The sequence below is a fragment of the Coprococcus intestinalis genome, assembly GCF_023656595.1.
Classification (GTDB): Bacteria; Bacillota; Clostridia; order Lachnospirales; family Lachnospiraceae; genus Coprococcus_A; species Coprococcus_A intestinihominis.
On record NZ_JAMOKJ010000026.1, the window covers coordinates 1 to 17,906 of the forward strand.

The 17,906-nt window shown below is 38.4% G+C and carries 23 protein-coding genes and 2 pseudogenes; 4 read left to right on the forward strand and 21 right to left on the reverse strand.

Annotated features, from left to right (window positions below; all coding sequences use genetic code 11):
- The 3 genes from NBH03_RS14590 to NBH03_RS14600 form a co-directional block, all read right to left on the reverse strand.
- The coding region (locus tag NBH03_RS14590) for a hypothetical protein (RefSeq protein WP_331476165.1) at positions 1-558 on the reverse strand (558 nt) is incomplete at its 3' end.
- Between the two features lie 127 nt (positions 559-685).
- On the reverse strand, positions 686-1,768 hold the full coding sequence (locus NBH03_RS14595; RefSeq protein ID WP_117541845.1) for an NAD/NADP-dependent octopine/nopaline dehydrogenase family protein: 1,083 nt from the start codon (positions 1,766-1,768) through the stop codon (positions 686-688).
- A gap of 47 nt (positions 1,769-1,815) precedes the next feature.
- Positions 1,816-2,961, reverse strand: a complete 1,146-nt coding sequence (locus tag NBH03_RS14600; RefSeq protein WP_117541847.1) for a hypothetical protein — start codon at positions 2,959-2,961, stop codon at positions 1,816-1,818.
- Positions 2,962-3,291: 330 nt separating this feature from the next.
- Between NBH03_RS14600 and NBH03_RS14605 the strand changes: the two genes are divergently transcribed.
- Both NBH03_RS14605 and NBH03_RS14610 read left to right on the forward strand, forming a co-directional pair.
- The gene (locus tag NBH03_RS14605; protein ID WP_250799997.1) at positions 3,292-3,840 is read left to right on the forward strand and encodes a helix-turn-helix domain-containing protein; all 549 of its coding nucleotides are present in this window, start codon (positions 3,292-3,294) and stop codon (positions 3,838-3,840) included.
- 423 nt (positions 3,841-4,263) lie between these two features.
- Positions 4,264-4,698 carry a hypothetical protein gene (locus tag NBH03_RS14610; protein WP_250799998.1) on the forward strand — a complete coding sequence of 145 codons (435 nt, stop codon included), beginning with the start codon at positions 4,264-4,266 and terminating at the stop codon, positions 4,696-4,698.
- Positions 4,699-4,806: 108 nt separating this feature from the next.
- Here NBH03_RS14610 and NBH03_RS14615 read toward each other — a convergent pair.
- From NBH03_RS14615 to NBH03_RS14630, 5 genes and pseudogenes are all read right to left on the reverse strand, one after another.
- A pseudogene (locus tag NBH03_RS14615) lies at positions 4,807-4,920 on the reverse strand (DUF6017 domain-containing protein); the annotation flags it as partial.
- A 262-nt stretch (positions 4,921-5,182) separates the two neighbouring features.
- Positions 5,183-5,323, reverse strand: a pseudogene (locus tag NBH03_RS16155) (LysR family transcriptional regulator); the annotation flags it as partial.
- A 92-nt stretch (positions 5,324-5,415) separates the two neighbouring features.
- Complete coding sequence (locus NBH03_RS16225) at positions 5,416-5,496, reverse strand: DUF6040 family protein (RefSeq protein WP_252203187.1); 81 nt, start codon at positions 5,494-5,496, stop codon at positions 5,416-5,418.
- Positions 5,496-6,848, reverse strand: coding sequence for a sensor histidine kinase (locus tag NBH03_RS14625; RefSeq protein ID WP_250800000.1), 1,353 nt, complete (start codon positions 6,846-6,848; stop codon positions 5,496-5,498). The genes NBH03_RS16225 and NBH03_RS14625 overlap by 1 nt, the downstream gene beginning before the upstream one ends.
- On the reverse strand, positions 6,845-7,519 hold the full coding sequence (locus NBH03_RS14630) for a response regulator transcription factor (protein ID WP_107001140.1): 675 nt from the start codon (positions 7,517-7,519) through the stop codon (positions 6,845-6,847). The genes NBH03_RS14625 and NBH03_RS14630 overlap by 4 nt, the downstream gene beginning before the upstream one ends.
- A gap of 157 nt (positions 7,520-7,676) precedes the next feature.
- Between NBH03_RS14630 and NBH03_RS14635 the strand changes: the two genes are divergently transcribed.
- Entirely contained in the window at positions 7,677-8,162 is a 486-nt protein-coding gene (locus NBH03_RS14635) for an entericidin EcnA/B family protein (RefSeq protein WP_250800001.1), read from the forward strand.
- 260 nt (positions 8,163-8,422) lie between these two features.
- On the opposite strand, the gene NBH03_RS14640 is transcribed toward NBH03_RS14635, so the two are convergent.
- The 9 genes from NBH03_RS14640 to NBH03_RS14680 all read right to left on the reverse strand — a co-directional run bounded on the left by NBH03_RS14640 (position 8,423) and on the right by NBH03_RS14680 (position 12,176).
- Positions 8,423-8,902 carry a DUF1016 N-terminal domain-containing protein gene (locus tag NBH03_RS14640; RefSeq protein WP_250800002.1) on the reverse strand — a complete coding sequence of 160 codons (480 nt, stop codon included), beginning with the start codon at positions 8,900-8,902 and terminating at the stop codon, positions 8,423-8,425.
- Positions 8,903-8,945: 43 nt separating this feature from the next.
- A complete protein-coding gene (locus tag NBH03_RS14645; RefSeq protein WP_250800003.1) occupies positions 8,946-9,473 on the reverse strand; it encodes an O-acetyl-ADP-ribose deacetylase in 528 nt (175 codons plus the stop codon).
- Between the two features lie 3 nt (positions 9,474-9,476).
- Complete coding sequence (locus NBH03_RS14650) at positions 9,477-9,695, reverse strand: aspartate dehydrogenase (protein WP_250800004.1); 219 nt, start codon at positions 9,693-9,695, stop codon at positions 9,477-9,479.
- The gene (locus NBH03_RS14655) at positions 9,682-10,227 is read right to left on the reverse strand and encodes a DUF188 domain-containing protein (protein ID WP_250800005.1); all 546 of its coding nucleotides are present in this window, start codon (positions 10,225-10,227) and stop codon (positions 9,682-9,684) included. The genes NBH03_RS14650 and NBH03_RS14655 overlap by 14 nt, the downstream gene beginning before the upstream one ends.
- 23 nt (positions 10,228-10,250) lie before the next feature.
- Complete coding sequence (locus NBH03_RS14660; RefSeq protein ID WP_250800006.1) at positions 10,251-10,622, reverse strand: VOC family protein; 372 nt, start codon at positions 10,620-10,622, stop codon at positions 10,251-10,253.
- Complete coding sequence (locus tag NBH03_RS14665; protein WP_250800007.1) at positions 10,619-11,068, reverse strand: DUF4186 family protein; 450 nt, start codon at positions 11,066-11,068, stop codon at positions 10,619-10,621. Before NBH03_RS14665 ends, NBH03_RS14660 begins: the two co-directional genes overlap by 4 nt.
- A gap of 115 nt (positions 11,069-11,183) precedes the next feature.
- On the reverse strand, positions 11,184-11,408 hold the full coding sequence (locus NBH03_RS14670; protein WP_250800008.1) for a hypothetical protein: 225 nt from the start codon (positions 11,406-11,408) through the stop codon (positions 11,184-11,186).
- 91 nt (positions 11,409-11,499) lie between these two features.
- Positions 11,500-11,910, reverse strand: coding sequence for a hypothetical protein (locus NBH03_RS14675; RefSeq protein ID WP_250800009.1), 411 nt, complete (start codon positions 11,908-11,910; stop codon positions 11,500-11,502).
- Positions 11,911-11,990: 80 nt separating this feature from the next.
- The gene (locus NBH03_RS14680; RefSeq protein ID WP_250800010.1) at positions 11,991-12,176 is read right to left on the reverse strand and encodes a DUF6440 family protein; all 186 of its coding nucleotides are present in this window, start codon (positions 12,174-12,176) and stop codon (positions 11,991-11,993) included.
- A gap of 291 nt (positions 12,177-12,467) precedes the next feature.
- Between NBH03_RS14680 and NBH03_RS16230 the strand changes: the two genes are divergently transcribed.
- Positions 12,468-12,725, forward strand: a complete 258-nt coding sequence (locus tag NBH03_RS16230; protein WP_442872339.1) for a phage integrase N-terminal SAM-like domain-containing protein — start codon at positions 12,468-12,470, stop codon at positions 12,723-12,725.
- A 363-nt stretch (positions 12,726-13,088) separates the two neighbouring features.
- Here the strand turns inward: NBH03_RS16230 and NBH03_RS14685 are convergent, their stop codons facing one another.
- The 4 genes from NBH03_RS14685 to NBH03_RS14700 all read right to left on the reverse strand — a co-directional run bounded on the left by NBH03_RS14685 (position 13,089) and on the right by NBH03_RS14700 (position 17,410).
- Positions 13,089-15,077, reverse strand: a complete 1,989-nt coding sequence (locus NBH03_RS14685) for an ABC transporter permease (RefSeq protein ID WP_250800011.1) — start codon at positions 15,075-15,077, stop codon at positions 13,089-13,091.
- Positions 15,077-15,757: an ABC transporter ATP-binding protein gene (locus NBH03_RS14690; protein WP_118587953.1), complete on the reverse strand. Its 681-nt coding sequence runs from the start codon at positions 15,755-15,757 to the stop codon at positions 15,077-15,079. Before NBH03_RS14690 ends, NBH03_RS14685 begins: the two co-directional genes overlap by 1 nt.
- 176 nt (positions 15,758-15,933) lie before the next feature.
- Entirely contained in the window at positions 15,934-16,758 is an 825-nt protein-coding gene (locus tag NBH03_RS14695) for a sensor histidine kinase (RefSeq protein WP_250800012.1), read from the reverse strand.
- Positions 16,748-17,410 carry a response regulator transcription factor gene (locus NBH03_RS14700; RefSeq protein ID WP_117529266.1) on the reverse strand — a complete coding sequence of 221 codons (663 nt, stop codon included), beginning with the start codon at positions 17,408-17,410 and terminating at the stop codon, positions 16,748-16,750. Before NBH03_RS14700 ends, NBH03_RS14695 begins: the two co-directional genes overlap by 11 nt.
- Between the last annotated feature and the right edge of the window lie 496 nt (positions 17,411-17,906).

A 17,906-nucleotide genomic window follows, 5' to 3' on the forward strand; every position in this document is an offset into this window, starting at 1 on the left:
CCAATTATAGATGTTCTCAATCGTAAAAACATCCCAGTCAATGTCATTTGCAGGAATCAGCATTTCACCTGCGGGTTTGCGATTGTCAACAAGCACTTTGCCGTCCGCTTCCAAATATGTCCATGTATGATGTTCATCCTCAAAGATAACTGTTGCAACGTGTTCATCCGTCGTGAGGGTCAGCTTGAAATACACCTGTTTACCGGTGCTATTGTCCATGTCCAGTGTAAACTCAGCATTCTGAATCAATTCTTCTGCTGCAACAACGTCTTCAGGGCGAATATTGTGCAGTACTTCTTTACAGGCCTCTGCATCACCGTTTACAATACCTACAGCAGATGCCAAGAATGCGCCGGTTTTACCGCCGGTATTAGGAATACCGACTGCCTGAACACCTGTAACCATTAAGCCGCAGCCCACCATATCAACACGCAACACCTTGCCGGGAGCGTGCTTACGGGTAATTGCACCTGCCAAAGCAAACATCATAGGCTCTGTACAGCCCAAAGCTGGGGAAGCTTCCTTGTCCAACAGTTCTCTAAAAATTGTCTTACTCATACTCATTTCCTTCCTTTCTTTTCTTTCGCGTTTTTTGATTGAATTTATTATTGTTGATATATCTCATAATTCATGCGATATATATCTAACTAAATCTGTATTGTTTCTAGTTGAGGATATTCCTTTGTCAAAAATTCCCTGTTTTTACATAGTTCTTAATCTGTTCCACGCTCTTCCCACAAATGCCTAAAACCTCTGCAGAGCGACCGTTTACAAACCAATTTGTATCATGAGCCACACCAACCAATGTAATAACAGCGTCCATAATAGGAGTTTCAATTCCTAACAAATCAGCGATGGAGGCCCAGCAAACCAATGCAATGGGAATATCTTCTGTAAGATAACGATAATGGATGTCATTAGGACCGGCAATGGATGTCAGCGCATGGCAACCATGACCCATAGCATACAGAGCCTCCCATGATTCGATTTTTTCAACACCAGCAAAATCCTCCAAAGCATGAATCTGATAGCCCAGAGCTTTCCCAATAGCCAGGCGTTCTTCATTCAAAAGCACGTCAATCTTTAAGCCAGAGGGCTGAAAACCATGTTCATATAGGAAGAAGGTAAAATCTGGCTTTTCAATGTTACTCAGGTTCACCAGACACGGTCCGGGATGCACTGTGGGGTTAATTAAGCTCAATCCGCATTCCAGAATATCCGCATACATACCTGGAAATTCATAGATGTCTTTTCTTACCTGATCATAGTATTTTTCTCCGGCAGAAGCAGGAAAAAATGCAATGGGTGCCAAGTGCCGCTCAAACATACGGACCTTGCCAGGCTCAACTCGCCTTGCGCTAAAGGGTGGGATAGTAGATTCTGCAAAAATGGGGCAGGACGCATCCTCTTCCCATACATTTTTGTAAATCAGGGAAACCATGCAACCATTGAACGTAATCAGAATCTGCTGTGCAGTGGTATGTCCCTTCAGAATTCTCGCATATTCTTCGTGGCGATTGCCGGGAACACACAGAATGATATAATCTGCACCTTTTACCGCTTTGTCAATATCGGAAGTAACGACATCAATTTTTTCTTTTGCTTCAAATACACCGACACATTCAATTTCGTGTGTGTCTACGATTTTTTGGATTCTGGAAATCAGGTAGTCTGGCGCAAATAAACGCACCTCATGCCCATTGGACTTCAAGTCAACCGCAACAGTTTGCGCAATATTACCAGTACCAAGAACAGCTATTTTTTTCATTTTTTTACCATTTCCTTTCTTTTATTTTATTACTTAATACACTTTCCTTATACACTTTCCTTGAATAAGCCCTCTTTTTTGTCGCGAGATTTGATTATGAAATAGCGAACAATGCATACAACCGCAACAACACAGCCAGAATAACCGCAATAGGTCATAATATAGTTCAACAGGGTTTCATAGGGTACAAACAGTGTGATGATATATACACATATCCCGGCAATCACACAAATTAGCTTATATTTTTTACTCTTATCATCTTTAGCCAGCATAGACGCACAAGTCCACAACATCGGGCAGATGGTAGAAAAAATTGCTGCCAGAATGATGATTGCAAACAACAGAGATAAAATGATTCCAGCATTTCCACCGAAAACGCTGTTTGCCAGCAGCAGATTAGGGATGGAGGCCTGTACAGCTGCCTGAATGTTTCCGATATGGTTAAGACCCATCAGAAAGGAAACCAACATGATGCCACCGGAGCTGATAATCATAATGAGCTGATTATATATGAATTTATATTCTCTTAAATTGTAGCCAATTGTACCAACAAATGCGGAAACTAGTAACAGATTGCAGCCTCCAAATGACAAACCCGCTGTAACCCAGTTGGAACCAGCATGAATCACATCCACATCGCCACTATTGATAGCTGCATTTCCTTCCACAATCATCGGATAGTATTTAAAGGCAGCTACAATACCGATAAACAGCGTGAATAATACAATAATCGGTCCAACCTTGCCAATAATATCTATAATCTTGTTTAAACCCATGACAGCAATTGTAACCGAAAGCACTACACCGATGGCGGAGCCAATTGGAATGGAAATTCCCCATTGCTGGTGAAATACATTGCCAAATCCGGAAATCATAAACATATAACAGCAAGCGTTAAACAGCCATGCAAAAACCTGGAATAATTTTCCAAATACATTACCGGCATAGAAATCATAAATTCCCGCTAAATCTTTCAGTCCGCGCGTACGACCTGCATAAGAATATGCAATATAAGCCAAGCAAGAAAGCAGCAGTGCGATAACAGCAACACCTAGACTAGTCCAAACAGAACCCCAGCCAGAAAAATACTGCATCGTTTCCTGTCCGCTGGCAAATCCAGAACCTATCAGATATGCAAACATTGCACCGATTAGATTGAGCATCAATCCAAGTCCTATTTTTTTATTTCCCACTTTTCATATTCCTCCTCCTATTTTCTTTGAACGCTTGATTTTTTCTAGGCTTCCCCAATACGTTCGTTAAATTTTTTCCTTTATATTGCTTTGCAAATCCGTTATAACGTACTTCAAATATAATCTATTTTTTAAAATTGGTCAATATCCTAATAATGCACAAATATCATAGCGAATTTTTATTCACTATAACGTTTTTTCGGAGTGAAATGTCAAAATTAGACACAAATTTGCTCTGCTCACTTGACAAGAAGGCGGAAGTGTCGTAAATTACATTTCATAGGCGGTCAATTTAGCGAACGCACTAATTGAGGAAAAGGATGATAAAATATGGAAAGCTACTTGGAATTAGGAGAACGGTTAAAAGAAATCAGAGGCAATATGGGGCTTAGCCTAGAACAGGTGTCTGCATTAACGGGCGTAAGCAAAACCATGCTTAGCCAAATCGAATCCTCAAAATCTATTCCAACCATAGCTACTGTTTTCAAAATTGCCAATGGACTAAAAATCAAAGTGGATTCTTTGTTGTGCGGGGAAAAAAAGCAATATTATGATGTCATTAACATCAATAACCTGTCCCCTGCGATTGATAATCATGAACAAGTTTATATGTACTGTATTTTTCCGTTTTCTCCAACAACGGGATTCGAGATTTATTATTGTATTTATAAATCAGGATGTGACCACGAATCGGTAACCCATAAAAACGCAAAAATGGAATACATTACAGTTTTTCAAGGCGAACTGGAGATGGTTGTTGAAAATCGTTCCTATATAGTGAAAAGCGGAGAGGCCATTAAGTTTGATGCAACATTGCATCATAAATATATCAATAAAGGTGAAACGGATGTTATTGCGCAGGCTCTTTTAAGTTATTAAAAAGTCTATGATATAATAAATATCATTGGGAGAACCTTGTATTCTGAAAAACGAAAGAAAACAGTACGCAGAATAACAATGACAGATAGCAAAAGAAATATATCCGTCAGCTTCTCGGAGAGTATGATATTGAAACGACGGAGGATATTCAGGATGCTCTGAAAGATCTTTTGGGTGGCACATCAAGGAAATGTGTATGTCACCTTTTATGACTGTTACAGTGCTTTAGGAGCATCCTAAAGTTGGCCTGTTGACAAATAGAAAGGTGGGGGTGCGGACAAAAATCTGGACTCCCATAGGGCTCTCGAAAGGAGCCCTTTTTTGTATTCATATGAGAAAAAATCTATTGTATTAAAAGTATTTCATCAAACTAATTCTGTTTCTGAAACAATACGAATTTTGGGTTACCCAACCAGAAGGCAGTTGTATAGTTGGATCGATGACGAGAATTTGCCATCCAAAGAACGCAAACCATTACCTCGTATTGCAAATTCTCCAGATCATCCTAGAAATCCGCCACTAGATGTTAAACTTGATGCAATTAAGCGTTGCTTTGAACTTTGTATTATTGAACTTGTATTTGATGCGGAGGGACATGGTGTAGACTTTGTATTCCGTTACTGTAATGATGAAATGTCTGTTGTTGAGGGCGTTCCCGTTTCAGAAATGTTGAATCGTTCCTTTTATGAAGTCTTTGAAAATGGAGATAAAAAATGGCTTGTTACTTATGCGGATGTGGCATTAAACGGCAATAAACATATCCTGCAGGATTATAGTCCGGAAATCGACAAGACTCTGACCATCTACTGTTTTCAACCTGCCAGCGGATATTGTGCATGTGTATTGATTCCATCTTAGTGTGCTGCTATTTGGCCACGCACCCCATTCACCACTGTCATTTGCAGCAATACAGTTTTTCTGAATGATAAGACTGCTCTCCAGCATTTTCAAAGGCTATATCAGCCCCTAGGGCAAGCAGGTACGCATATCATGGTTTACCTCTGCCTGATAATGCCCGTTCATCGTGGACGGTACATTAAACAGAGCTGCCAGTAAATATTTCTTGATGTTTTTTACTTTTTATCTTGTAGTTTGCGAATATCCGTATAAATAGAAAAAGCCCTTTGAGAAAAGGATTTCTCCTCTCTCAAAGGGTAGTTTAACTTTTTCATTATACCGTTTTCATTTTAGCACCTTTCCATACTTTTTCTTTTAGACTTTCGCTGAATAGTTCCTCTGAAAAATAGACAGATTCATACTCTCCCTGTACAAAGTTTAGCCGCGGATAAGGTGCAAGGTCATGAACGGAAACTACTTTTTTCGATGCCAATGGGTGAGCTTTTATGGTGATACCAGCCTCTTTTTCCGTTTCTTTGATGGAATTGGACAGACTTGGCTGTGATATAAAAAGTAGTTTCGCAGCTTCGGTAATTGAACCGACTTCTGCTACCTTCAAAATGTATTTTAATTGTTGAACCGTCATTTCTTCATCCTTTTTATTCTTACAAATTCCGATTGAGATTTCACCTGTTTTAAGAAATTTAATAACTGTTATATTTTGTTATTAAATTCTCCTCAAACCATTGAAAACACTGGGTTTATCGGAATGACAGATTTTATCCATTTTCCAAAATAGATTACGATAGCTGTACTCATTATATTTTCGGAAATCGGAAAATAAAACTCGTTCCGATACCTTCGATACTTTCAACGTGAATGGTTCCATTGTGGAGGTTTACAATCCAGCGCACCATAGAAAGGCCGAGACCGGTACCGCCATTTTCTCTGGAACGGCTTTTGTCTATGCGATAGAAACGCTCCCAGATTTTGTCCAGGTGTTCCTCACTTATTCCAATACCATCATCTTTCACTTCACCGACAATCTGGTCATTTTCGACCTTCAGGATAACATGAATATGTCCATTTGTTTTTCCGTAATTGATGGCATTGGTTATTAAATTCATCATCATACGCAAAATCAATGTCTGGTCGCCGTTCATAAATAAGTCATCCTGCTTTTGCAGGGTGATCTCAATATTTTTTTCCTGTGCTTTTGTCTGCAGTTCTTCTATTACAAGTTCGCTTAATAATCCAAAATCCAGTTTTTCCATCAGATGCTGCTCATCCTGTTCGTTTCTGGCGATCATTAACATTTCGCTTGTCAGCTTTGACATTCGTTTTGCCTGCCTTAAGATGACTGCAATCTCTTCCTTGTCTTCCGCAGATAAGTTTTCATTTCCCAATAAGTACTCACACTGGGAAATGATAACAGCAACGGGAGTCCGCAGTTCATGGGATACGTCTGATGTGAATTGACGTTCCTTCTCAAACGAAAATTCCAAGCGCTCGAACATTTCGTTAAATTTCTTCGACAATTCGTATAATTCATCTTTTGCTTTTGGCAAAGACAAGCGTTTGGAAAGATCTTTTCCATTGCTGATGTTTTCAACTTCATCGCAGATAAGATCCACCTGTCTCAATGCCTGCTTGATCATAAAATATCCGATGGCCCCGATCAGAATAATGAGTAATGGGAATACAATCAACAGCATTTTCTCGGATGTCTGCATGAAAAGTTCTATAGAATGTACGGAGGTAATTCCTCGTACCCACATTTCGTCATCATCACCGTAAGTGTAAACGCTGTCATATACCATCCATTTTCGATTTGATTCGCTTATCGTTCGCGGTGTATTCGACATGAGGATAGTTTCTTCTGGAAATTGGGCTGGAATCGTTCCATAAAGTAATCGTCCGTTTTTATCATAAATACAAAACATAATACCGTTATCGTAAAATTCGGTATCGCCGTCAAGATAAAAGGAATCATCCTGAAAATTAATATTTGAAGAGAATCCGGTCACTGCGGCACTGATTTCTTCTTCTGTCGCAGAAATTCCAACCCTATCCACAAAAAGAAGGACGAGAACTAGAATAGTCCCAAGAACTACGGCGATGATTCCGGTGTACCATAGCGTAATTTTTTTCTTGATCGTCATCTGTTTCATTCGTTTTCCCTCATTACATATCCAACACCGCGAACAGTGTGGATGAGTTTTTGTTCATATTGTGCATCGATTTTTTTTCGCAAATAGCGAATGTATACGTCGATCACATTGGAACCACCTTCAAAATCAAAGTCCCACGCATTCTGTTCAATCTGCTGTCTTGTCATTACGATATTTTTGTTGCGCATAAGACATTCCAGAACCATAAATTCTTTTGCAGAAAGATCAATTTCATTTCCGGCTCTTGTAACCTTTCTTGTGTCACGATCCAGAATAAGATCTGCTATTTTTAGTTGATTGGATGTAAATTGTGGCTTTCTACGCATCATGACACGGATTCTTGCAAGCAGTTCTTCAAATGCAAATGGTTTGATCAGGTAATCATCGGCACCAAGATCCAGTCCTTTGACACGGTCTTCAATGCTGTCTTTTGCTGTCAGTAACAGAACCGGTGTATCATCTTCTCGTTGCCTTAATTCTCTTAAGATTTCATATCCGTCCTTTCCCGGCAACATGATATCAAGAATAATACCATCGTAGGAAGTCATATCGATATAATCCATCGCTTCCAGACCATCCCCACAGGCATCCACACTGTAATGTTCCTTGACAAGCCTTTTTTTGACAATGTTTCTTAAATCATTCTCGTCTTCTACAATCAGTAATCTCATAATGTAATTATTATAATACCAATCATTTTCGTGTGCTAGAGTCCTTTTTTTCATTTTTTGAAATTACTATTTGTTTTAATCTTTTTTTAATCTTCCCCCTATATGATACATATAACAGCAAAAACAAAACATCCAAGAGACGGAAGGAGAACATGTTATGAAAAAAATATTAGTAGTTTTATTATCTCTCACATTAATATTTGCTTTTACAGGATGCACTTCATCCAATAATGGAGCAGCAGAAGATATAGAAATTAAGACACAGAAAGTTGTAACATCAAATACAGATAACAATGATGATCATATCAGCAACACAGAAAACGCAGTAGAGAATGCGAACGAAAAGGATTATGATTTCTCTTCTTATGAAAACGATATCCGTAATATAACAAAAAGTGTAAACAATGCAAAAACATCTACAAATGCATCTGAGAATCACGAACAATTCTACGCTTTGAAAAAACAGGTAGACGCAATTGATGACGAACTGGATAAACTTGATGATGAATTTGAGTATGCTTACCAGATGAAAGAGATTAGCTTCGAGATATACAAAGCGAGAGAACGCGCGATTGAAAAACTGGAAGATGAACTGGAATTAACAGAAGAAGCGCTGGAAAACAAATACGGCATTGATGATTAATTCCATCTTGGCTACAAGAACGTGGCAGAACTTTCTTAATTTCTAAAATCGGGTAGGAGGTAGATAATTATTTTATCTACCGACCTCCCACACCACCTGGCATACGGTTCCGCACCAAGGCGGTTCTTTAGTTTTCACAAACTGTTAGATAGTAGTCAAGCATGGATATATATCCCAGCTTGGCTATTATTTTATTGATGATTACTGAATTTAGCACCTGGGCCATTCTCCAGTACCCTTTTTGACATTGTCTGAGGACATCATGTGCTCCTCGCTTTGGTCTGAAACCTTTCGTGTGTTTTTTTATTGTAAATTTCCATTCGCATACAAAGAAAATCGTTGAAGTCCTTATCTGCTTTTGGTGGCTCATCAACGATTTCATACTTTACATAGCTTTTTGTTTTAGAGATAATATGCAGATTATTAGACCATGTATTTTCTCTCAACAGCTTTGAGAGTTCTGGTTTATCCTTGTAAGTTTCATAAAACTGTTTCATTCTCCAAATATTTTGTGATGAATATCCTCTAATTCCAGGTTCTTTACTCAATATATATTCAGACAAAGCCTTCACAGTAGACTTGCCCCAACCATTTACATCAATTTGTTTTGAAACATACTCACCAATAGACCAATATAAATCTATAATTGTAGAATTAACCTGATACTCAGCTTTCTGTTTTGCCGAATAAATCATTCCAAGTACGTTCTCAAATACTCCCGTAATTTCGATCTCGCTCATACCTTATTCTCCTTACTTTACCTGCCATACCTTTACTCTTTTATTATATCATTTTATACAGTTGATCAACTTCTGCTTCGTATACTGATTCAGTGTGCGTATCAAACAGCACCCATTCCACTAAATCAAAACTGTCCGGATTATCCTGTAAGAATCTGTTTACTGTATGTACTGCAATCTTTGCTGCCAACTCAACCGGAAAACTATATACTCCAGTTGATATGGAAGGAAATGCAATAGACCTGATTCCATTATCCATTGCCAGCTTCATAGAATTAAAATAACAGTTAGCAAGAAGTTCCTCCTCTCTATTCCTTCCACCATTCCATATTGGTCCTACAGTATGTATCACATAATCACATGGCAGATTATAGGCTTTTGTTATCTTTGCCTCTCCAGTCTCACATCCATGAAGTGTCCTGCACTCTACCAAAAGCTCCGGTCCTGCTGCTCTATGAATCGCTCCATCTACACCACCTCCGCCAAGCAGAGAATTATTTGCAGCATTAACGATTGCCTGCACATCTGTTACTTTTGTTATGTCACCTTTTATCGTTTTAATCAAATACATTGTTTAATATTCCTTCTCTATTTCGCCATCTATTCCATACATTTTCTTGAATGCATCAAGGTCTGCCTGATTCTTAATCAGCATAACCTCGTCTATCTTACCTGTATGAATATTCTTAAATCCGGCAACCTGCTCGCCATTACATATGCTCGCCTTGATTACTGGTTTCTTATTTTCTTTATCATATATCTTTGTAACTATATTTTTCTTAAATAGTCCCACTCTGAGCACCTTCTTTTGATTTTGCCATCAGTATAAGTTTTTCAAAGAACTGTGCAAAGCGTACATCATCTTCTTCTGTACGCTTTCTCGTGTCTCCGTTTCCACTCCGGTCGGTGCAGAACCGATGTCCACCGAACATCGTGCACCCTTTCATATGATTCTTATGAGAGCTGCGCCTTACCTTTTTATTAAGATGTCGCTCCATAAGCATCTGATCTATGTTCTCATTCGTGTACCACTTACCGGATTGGTGAATAGCATATGGTCTACGCTTGGCTTTGAGCCCTTTTCCAAGAGCCATAGCAGCGACATCATAATCCTGTGATACTACCACATCCCCTTTATGACAAATGCTAATCAACTTATAATCTACAGCATCTGCTCCTGCACATACCACAATCACCTCGCTGCAATCAGAATACAAAATATGATTCGTATCACACAGCAATGTGGTAGAAATATTGTATTTCTCTGCTATTGTCTCGACAATGTCCACTACCGGACACGCATCTGCATCTACAAATATCTGCATTTTCTCCTTAAATCCATTTCATATCAGTTATAGCTAATTGGTGTTCGTACTTCTATAAGATTTCCTGATGGATCATAAAATCTTACAAGCTTCTGTCCACCTTCAATTTCCATTAATTCCGTAACATAACTTACAACATACTTGCCAGACTCCAATTTTTCAATAATACCTTCTATATCATTATCTTCAAAATAAAGTTCTGTCATATTGTTATGTGGAGTTGTAGGTATTTCTGTACTGTCATACCATACATCTACATCCTGTAATACAAGCCCCTCAGACATTATCACATTGCCTTCCATCCTTGTAATCACACGCAATCCAAACAATTCTTCATAAAAATCAATTGATTCGTCAATGCTATCAACAATAATCAATACATTTTTCAAACTCATATTATATGTTCCTGCCTCTCCATTTCTCGTTGAATCCATGTCATAATTACATCTACAAGGTAATCCTGCTGTACCTGACTTAGTTCCTTTCCCGGCTGCATTTTATGCCACTTTCGGATGCACTCCCTGCAGCATGTTGCCGTTGCATGCTGGGCAATAAATACAGGATGACCACGCATTGGTGTCTGTTTACCATCATTTGCTATATATGCCGGAGCTTCTCTCTTTGCAATAAAATCCTTAGGATACAAAGTTACTTCTTGATCAAACTCATCATACAAAGCTAGGTAACTACCATAGGACCTCACCGTTTTATCCATTAGTTCATGCCTGTCTAGTTTTGGAGATGAAGAATAATAATCTATCAAATCACTAACAATTTCATTCTGAATATTTTTTACATCCAAACCCGCAGGATTGAAATTTATTAAATATCTGTATGTCAAATATGTTGCATGAAATTCAGTTCAAAACAAGAACACAAAATCTTCCTGCAATCTTCTATAATCTAAATCATTTCTATAATTTGATAACTTATTATAATCACATAAATGGACATATTCATGAATCAATGATGAAATAAAATTCACACAATCTTGTTTTCTCACTGCTCATAAAGCCAGAAATTGCAGATATGAGCCAACCCAATCCAATAACAATTAAAGCAATTTTCCATCCTATACCATTATCAAATACAAAGATAAATGTATATAAAGCAAATACACTAATGGGAATAGCTATTCCATTTAACACCAAATTGCGTTTTCTCTTCTTTTCTTTATCCATTTATTTTTGCCGCCTTAAATCTCAATTTTTATATTAAATCCATTTATCTGCTTATTTTTCTTCACATATTTTATCAATATCTCAAAAGCACTTAATAATAAATCCGCACCCGTTTCTTTCCCGTGATCAGTGTGTCCGTAACAACTGTAAACTCATGGTACTCACCTTCCACGACATTATCATAAATACTTGATGATACTTCTACATCCATAGTTTCTTCACCACAATCCAGGTCAGAAGCATTGACTCTTACATAGTACATTGTTGTAGTTTTGCTCGCACCACTGTAATGTCTTTTCTTCTGATTGTACCCGCTGTCAGCTTTTTTAGCCTTACCTTTCGTTATGACCAGCAGTTCTTTGTATTCTGTTACGGAATCCCGTACCAAAACCTTGCGATAAATAAAAGGCGACATCAATGCCAACACCACCACCACTATAAGTGCCCACGAAGTGATTTCTGTTCTTTTTGTTCTCTTGGATTTATAAATATCTTTTCTCATTGATTTTCTCCTACTCACTTGAGTCTTTGTTATTCTCTTATCTCCGTCCAGCATTTGCAAATGCAGTGGCAAACTGGATTTTACTTTGTAACTATAACTTTTCCTTCAGAGTCCAGGAGAGGTGTAACACCAGCTCCATATCCGGACTTCCAACAAGGGTAATTAACTCCCGTCTCCTTATCTACAAGAATTTGGCGAACTCCTTCATCCTTAAGCCCACTTCCGTCTCTAAATATAACTTCAAATCTTTCTTCTTTCTTCGCCATGTTTATTTCTCATTTTTTCAAGCGTTAAATTCCGATTGAACTAAATCGCTGCGCGATGGCCTTCGAAGGCTGTGGCGCAGTTTTCTCTTTAACTTAAAAAAGGCAGTAGATAATGAGTCCTAAAAGTAGTATTGTTAAATCACCACAAAATAACAATTGAACAGGATCATCATTAACACTGCCATGAATAGAATAACACCAGAATCTCGTTTTCACAAGAGGGTATCTTTGATACGTGGACCTCCATGATGCAGTGACTCATTAACGTTACTATTATCATGGAGGTTTATTATGTACGAAAAATATTTTAACAAGCTCAGAGAGAAATGCCTGATTCGTAACAGGTCCTCCCGGACTGCAGATACCTATATCAACAACATACGTCACTTTATGAAGTGGACAGGCTATAAATCAATGGAAGATTTATCTCTGCAGGATGCCAGATCATTTATATTAGAAAAACGTAATTCTGGCCTTTCATCTGCAACCTGCAACTTTTATAATTCTTCCATTTGCTTCCTATACAAACACATCTTACACATTCCATAATCCAGTTCTGTGCCTTTCATCGGCAGCTTAAAACTCTGATAAGGGAAAATACAAGGGTGCAGGACATCCGGTGGATGTCCGCTTTGCACCGACCGTAGCGAAGCGAAGACCACAAGATGTCCGGTGGACATCTGCTCTGTGCCGACCGGTTCACAACGTCCAGTGGACGTTGGCTCTGAACCGACCGTAGTGGAACGAAGAGCGGCAGCGGAGACCAAGAAAATCCTATAAAACAGTATAACACAAAATAAAAACGACATGGTGAACTGATTGAAATGCTTCTATATTTTTTTGGATTTAAAGGAGACACAACATGAATACCATTTACACAGAATACAACATGTACCACAACAGCATTGACATTTATACAATATCCATTCTTATTTCATCAATAATACTTTTATCTCTTAACTTGTGAATTTCAGTTCGTGTGATAAAAAACACAATTCCTATCAAAACAAATATACCCCCAAATAATGCCGCCCACGGAATATGATACAATACCGGGAAAGCCTTCCGAATGGATAAATTAATTAAAAATGGAATTGCAATTCCAAGTATAACTCCCGGAACAAGTGCATTTAGAACGCAAAAAATACTTTCACTATATAACATCCTGCAAAGTGATTTATTTGTCATTCCAACACTCTTTAACACAGCAAACTCACGGCTTCTGATTCTGATATTTGTCGTCAGCGTACTAATTACACTTGTAAATCCCATGAGAACGAGCAGGATAACAAAACCATACATCACAATTTCAGCAAGAACTATAGCTATATTGAGCATTTTAACCATAGCATCTGTGCGGGCAATTCTCACGGTATATCCCTGCTCTACATAAGAATCCTCTGCCACAATCGGAAAATATTCATCCATGACACTTCTGGCATATTCTGTATAATCATCTTCATCTGATGGCATACTAAACCAGTCAAAATACCTCGCATCCGCATCAGGTACGACAATTCTGACCGGATATGGTGTCTCTTCCCCAAAACCATATTCCTTTAAATCGGACTGTTCTAAAATACCTCCGATTGTAAGTGTGTTCTTCTCATTGGCTGCGTTTATCAGGGAAATCTGTGTCACATCATCTTTAAAAGGTTTTATCGACACATACTCTCCATTGTCATTATATTGGTAAGTGTTCAGCAAAAGGATACTTCCATATTCTGCGCCTGCCCTGTCACACAGTTTTTTATAGAGTTCATCATCAACGGACACGATTTCTGTCCTTGTTTCCCCATTATCATCAGAAAAGTTCGGAACCTGCAGCATATCCTCTGTTAATGTATTTTTATCTAATAGCGCATTGTATGTAAAAGTATCTGCTCCAACACCATATACGTCTATCCCGTACTTTTCCAGCTTTTGTGTGATTTCATTATATTGGTCTGATGTAACAGGTCGGCTGATTTTTCTCTCTTCTTTCCCTGTTTTCGCATTTACCTCGATATCGTAATTGGAAGAATAATCCACCATCATTTCTTTTGATTTTGGTGTCATCCATTCTTGGAATTCCTTTGCCTGACCGGATAATCCTCCGGTTAACAGAAAAAGTAAAATCCCAAGTGACAATGCACGTATCGTTGCCTTATAGCCGTATTTGTTTCTTTTCATGTTTTTATAGGCAATTGCAGACTCACATCCAAATATTTTTTGGATAAAACTGTCTTTTACTTGGATCTCTTTCAAAGCTGTACCTGCTCCAATCCCTTTTACACACTGGATAGCAGTAAATTTACCAACCTTTTTAGCTGGTCTATATGCAGAGAATAATACAATACAAAACGAAAATACACCTGCAAACAAATATGTCCACACAGATATATGAAAGGGCAGGGAAAAGGTAAAAGGTCTCATAATAATTTCTTTTGCAGCATCATTGATATCGGAAATAAAATGTCCTGTAAATTTCACACTAATATAACCAAGTATAGTTCCTGCAATGAGTCCAAGCGGGATGGCTGTCAGACTAAGCCATAAACTCTCATAGATAACACTTGCCTTTATCTGTCTGCCTGTTGCACCAACACATTTTAAAATACCAAACTCCTGAATCCGCTTATTGGCACTAGCAGAAAATATATTGGATATTACCGTAATCGACATTGCTGCAATAAGAAGACCTAAAAGCAGTGCCGGTATTGCAAGCATGAGAGAGTATGCACCTCCATATTCTCCATAATCCGAACCAAGGAAATCAGTAAGCATCTTATTCGCGCTTGTCACAAAGCACATTACAGTTGTAATAAGTGATGTTGCAAGTGCGATCGCAAAAATTCCTGCAATCGTTCTTTTTTTATTCACTTTCATCTGGCTTAAGGCGAGTTGTGCTGTTATTTTCATTACTTCATCACCTCGTCTTTTATGATTTTTCCATCTCCGATCGTGATGATTCGGTTCGCCTTCAGTGCTATTTTTTCGTCATGTGTGACAAGAAGAATCGTCTGCTTATATTTCTGATTGGTGAACTTCAAAATATCCAGAATCTCTCTGCTTGTTTTACTGTCAAGATTTCCCGTCGGCTCATCTGCAAGAATAAATGCCGGCTCGTTTATAAGTGCCCTTCCTATGGATACTCTTTGCTGCTGACCTCCTGACATTTGACCTGGCAGATGTTTTGCCCTTTTCTCAAGACCCAGCATATTCACAATCTCAGAAAGCCGTTCCTTATTCTCTTTTCTTCCATCTAATTTCCATGGCAGTGCAATATTTTCCTCCGCAGTAAGAGTAGGGATCAGATTATAAAACTGATAAACAATTCCCAAATTTCTTCTGCGGAAAATTGCAAGTTCATCCTCGCTCATTGCTTGTATCTCATTTCCATCAATGATAATAGAACCGCTTGTGGGATAATCAATTCCGCCAATCATATTCATAAGTGTCGATTTCCCGGAACCGGATGCTCCGATGATTGCAACAAATTCTCCTCTTTCTACCGAAAAAGACACATGATCAAGCGCAATCACTTCCGATTCACCTTCACCATATTTCTTTGTTAATTCCTTTACTTCTAATACAGCCATTGCATTTCTCCTTGTTTTGCGGAGCAAAATCCGAACCTTTTGTGAGAAGAGGACTTTACTCCTTTTTTCAAATACCATCCTAGCAATGCAAAATGACTGTTCTGTGACAAAAGAAATTATTATTGTGACAATTTTGTCACTTAGAAACAATTCCTGGTCTTCCAGCATAAATGATATCACTTGAAAAATTTTAAAATAAAAATCGTTCCCTCTCCCTTGCCACCAAAATCAACATCAATATCTCCACCCTGTCCTTTCAGAATAGAGAGTGCAAGCGGCATTCCGATTCCAAATCCATTTTCATTGGTAGAATTTTCAAACCTTTTAAAAAGAGCAGCATACTCTGTTTTGTCCATTCCCATACCGCTGTCCCTGACCGAAATCCAGCTATACATGGGATTTTCTCCGCTGTCAATCTCAATCACACTTCCATCCGGTGAATATTCGATCGCATTTTTGACAATGTTTGTGAGTGCTTCTGTGGTCCAGCGTTTATCACAATGTATGGTGCAATCCTGTTTCAACTCTATGGTCAGATTGTGGATATCCAAAAGGATTGCCACCGATGGTTTTACCGCCTCTAAGAGTTCTGACGTGCGGATGTCATTTTTAATAAAATCAATTGCATGGGCATCAAGCTTTGCCATCTTAAGAAGTGCCCCTACAAGCCACTCCATTTTATTTAACGAAATCTGTATGTTATGAATGAACTCTGTCTGTTTTTCCGGCTCTGCCTCCTCCAATAAATCCGCCATAATCATCATTGAAGTAATCGGTGTTTTTAACTGATGGGAAATATCTGCCATATAATCAGAGAGACTGTCTCTTTCTGCCTCAACTGCCTTTATCTGTTCATTTTTCGTGTTCACAAGAGCATAAATATCATTTTTTAATATGTTAAAAGAGCCTTCCTTATTCACTCGAATATCCAGTTTCTCGCCGGAACTATAGCCTTTCACAAACTCCGACAACTGCTCTATCTCTTTTTTCTTAATCCACACGATATCCCATTCCTCTCACAGTCTCAATGTGTATTGCCTCTCCAAGTTTCTCCCGCAGCCGTTTCACATAAACGGTAAGTGTATTATCCTCAACAAAGTTGCCGTCTGCGTCCCATATTTTGTCAAGAATCTGCTGCCTTGTCAAAAGGATTCCTTTATTACTCGCAAAAATAAGCAGCAACCGATATTCCAATGCTGTAAGTTCTATGCTTTTATCATTCACATAAACCTTTGCCTCATCTGTATGGATGGCTGCATGCCCCATATAGATTATGTTATCCTTCTCTCCATTTTTGATATTGACAGATAAAATGCGCCGAACTCTCGCCAAAAGTTCTCGAATTCTGAAAGGTTTTACAATATAATCCTGTGCTCCTTCATCAAATGCCCTCACAATTGTATTTTCATCATCCACAACTGTCAGGAAAATCACAGATGTAGCATCATTTTTGAATATCTCACTTACATCAAATCCAGTTCCATCCGGAAGCTGCATATCTATAATTGCCAGGTCAAAATTATAATGTTCAATTAAACTTCCGGCATCTTTTATACCTGTGGCATGATTTGTTTCATAACCTTCTGTCTCAAGTGCATACAGAATCCCCGAAGCAATCATTGTGTCATCTTCCACCAAAAGTATTCTACTCATGAATTATAGTCCTTTCGTTATAAGATTATTCTCTTCTTCATATCTTCTCCATTAAACAACTTCCGATTGAGATTTCACCTGTTTTAAGAGATTTAATAACTGTTATATTTTGTTATTAAATTCTCCGCAAACCCTTGAAAACACTGAATTTATCACTGGTGAGCTTTCCCTTATTGTTTCCTTTGTGTTATATTGTCCCACCAGTGTTTACGAACTCTGATAAGGGAAAATACAAGGGTGCAGGACATCCGTTGGATGTCCGCTTTGCACCGACCGTAGCGAAGCGAAGACCACAAGATGTCCGGTGGACATCTGCTCTGTGCCGACCGGTTCACAACGTCCAGTGGACGTTGGCTCTGAACCGACCGTAGTGGAACGAAGAGCGGCAGCGGAGACCAAGAAAATCCTATAAAACAGTATAACACAAAATAAAAGTGACATGGTGAACTGATTGAAATGCTTCTGATTTTTGCAACAAATGATTGATTTAACGATA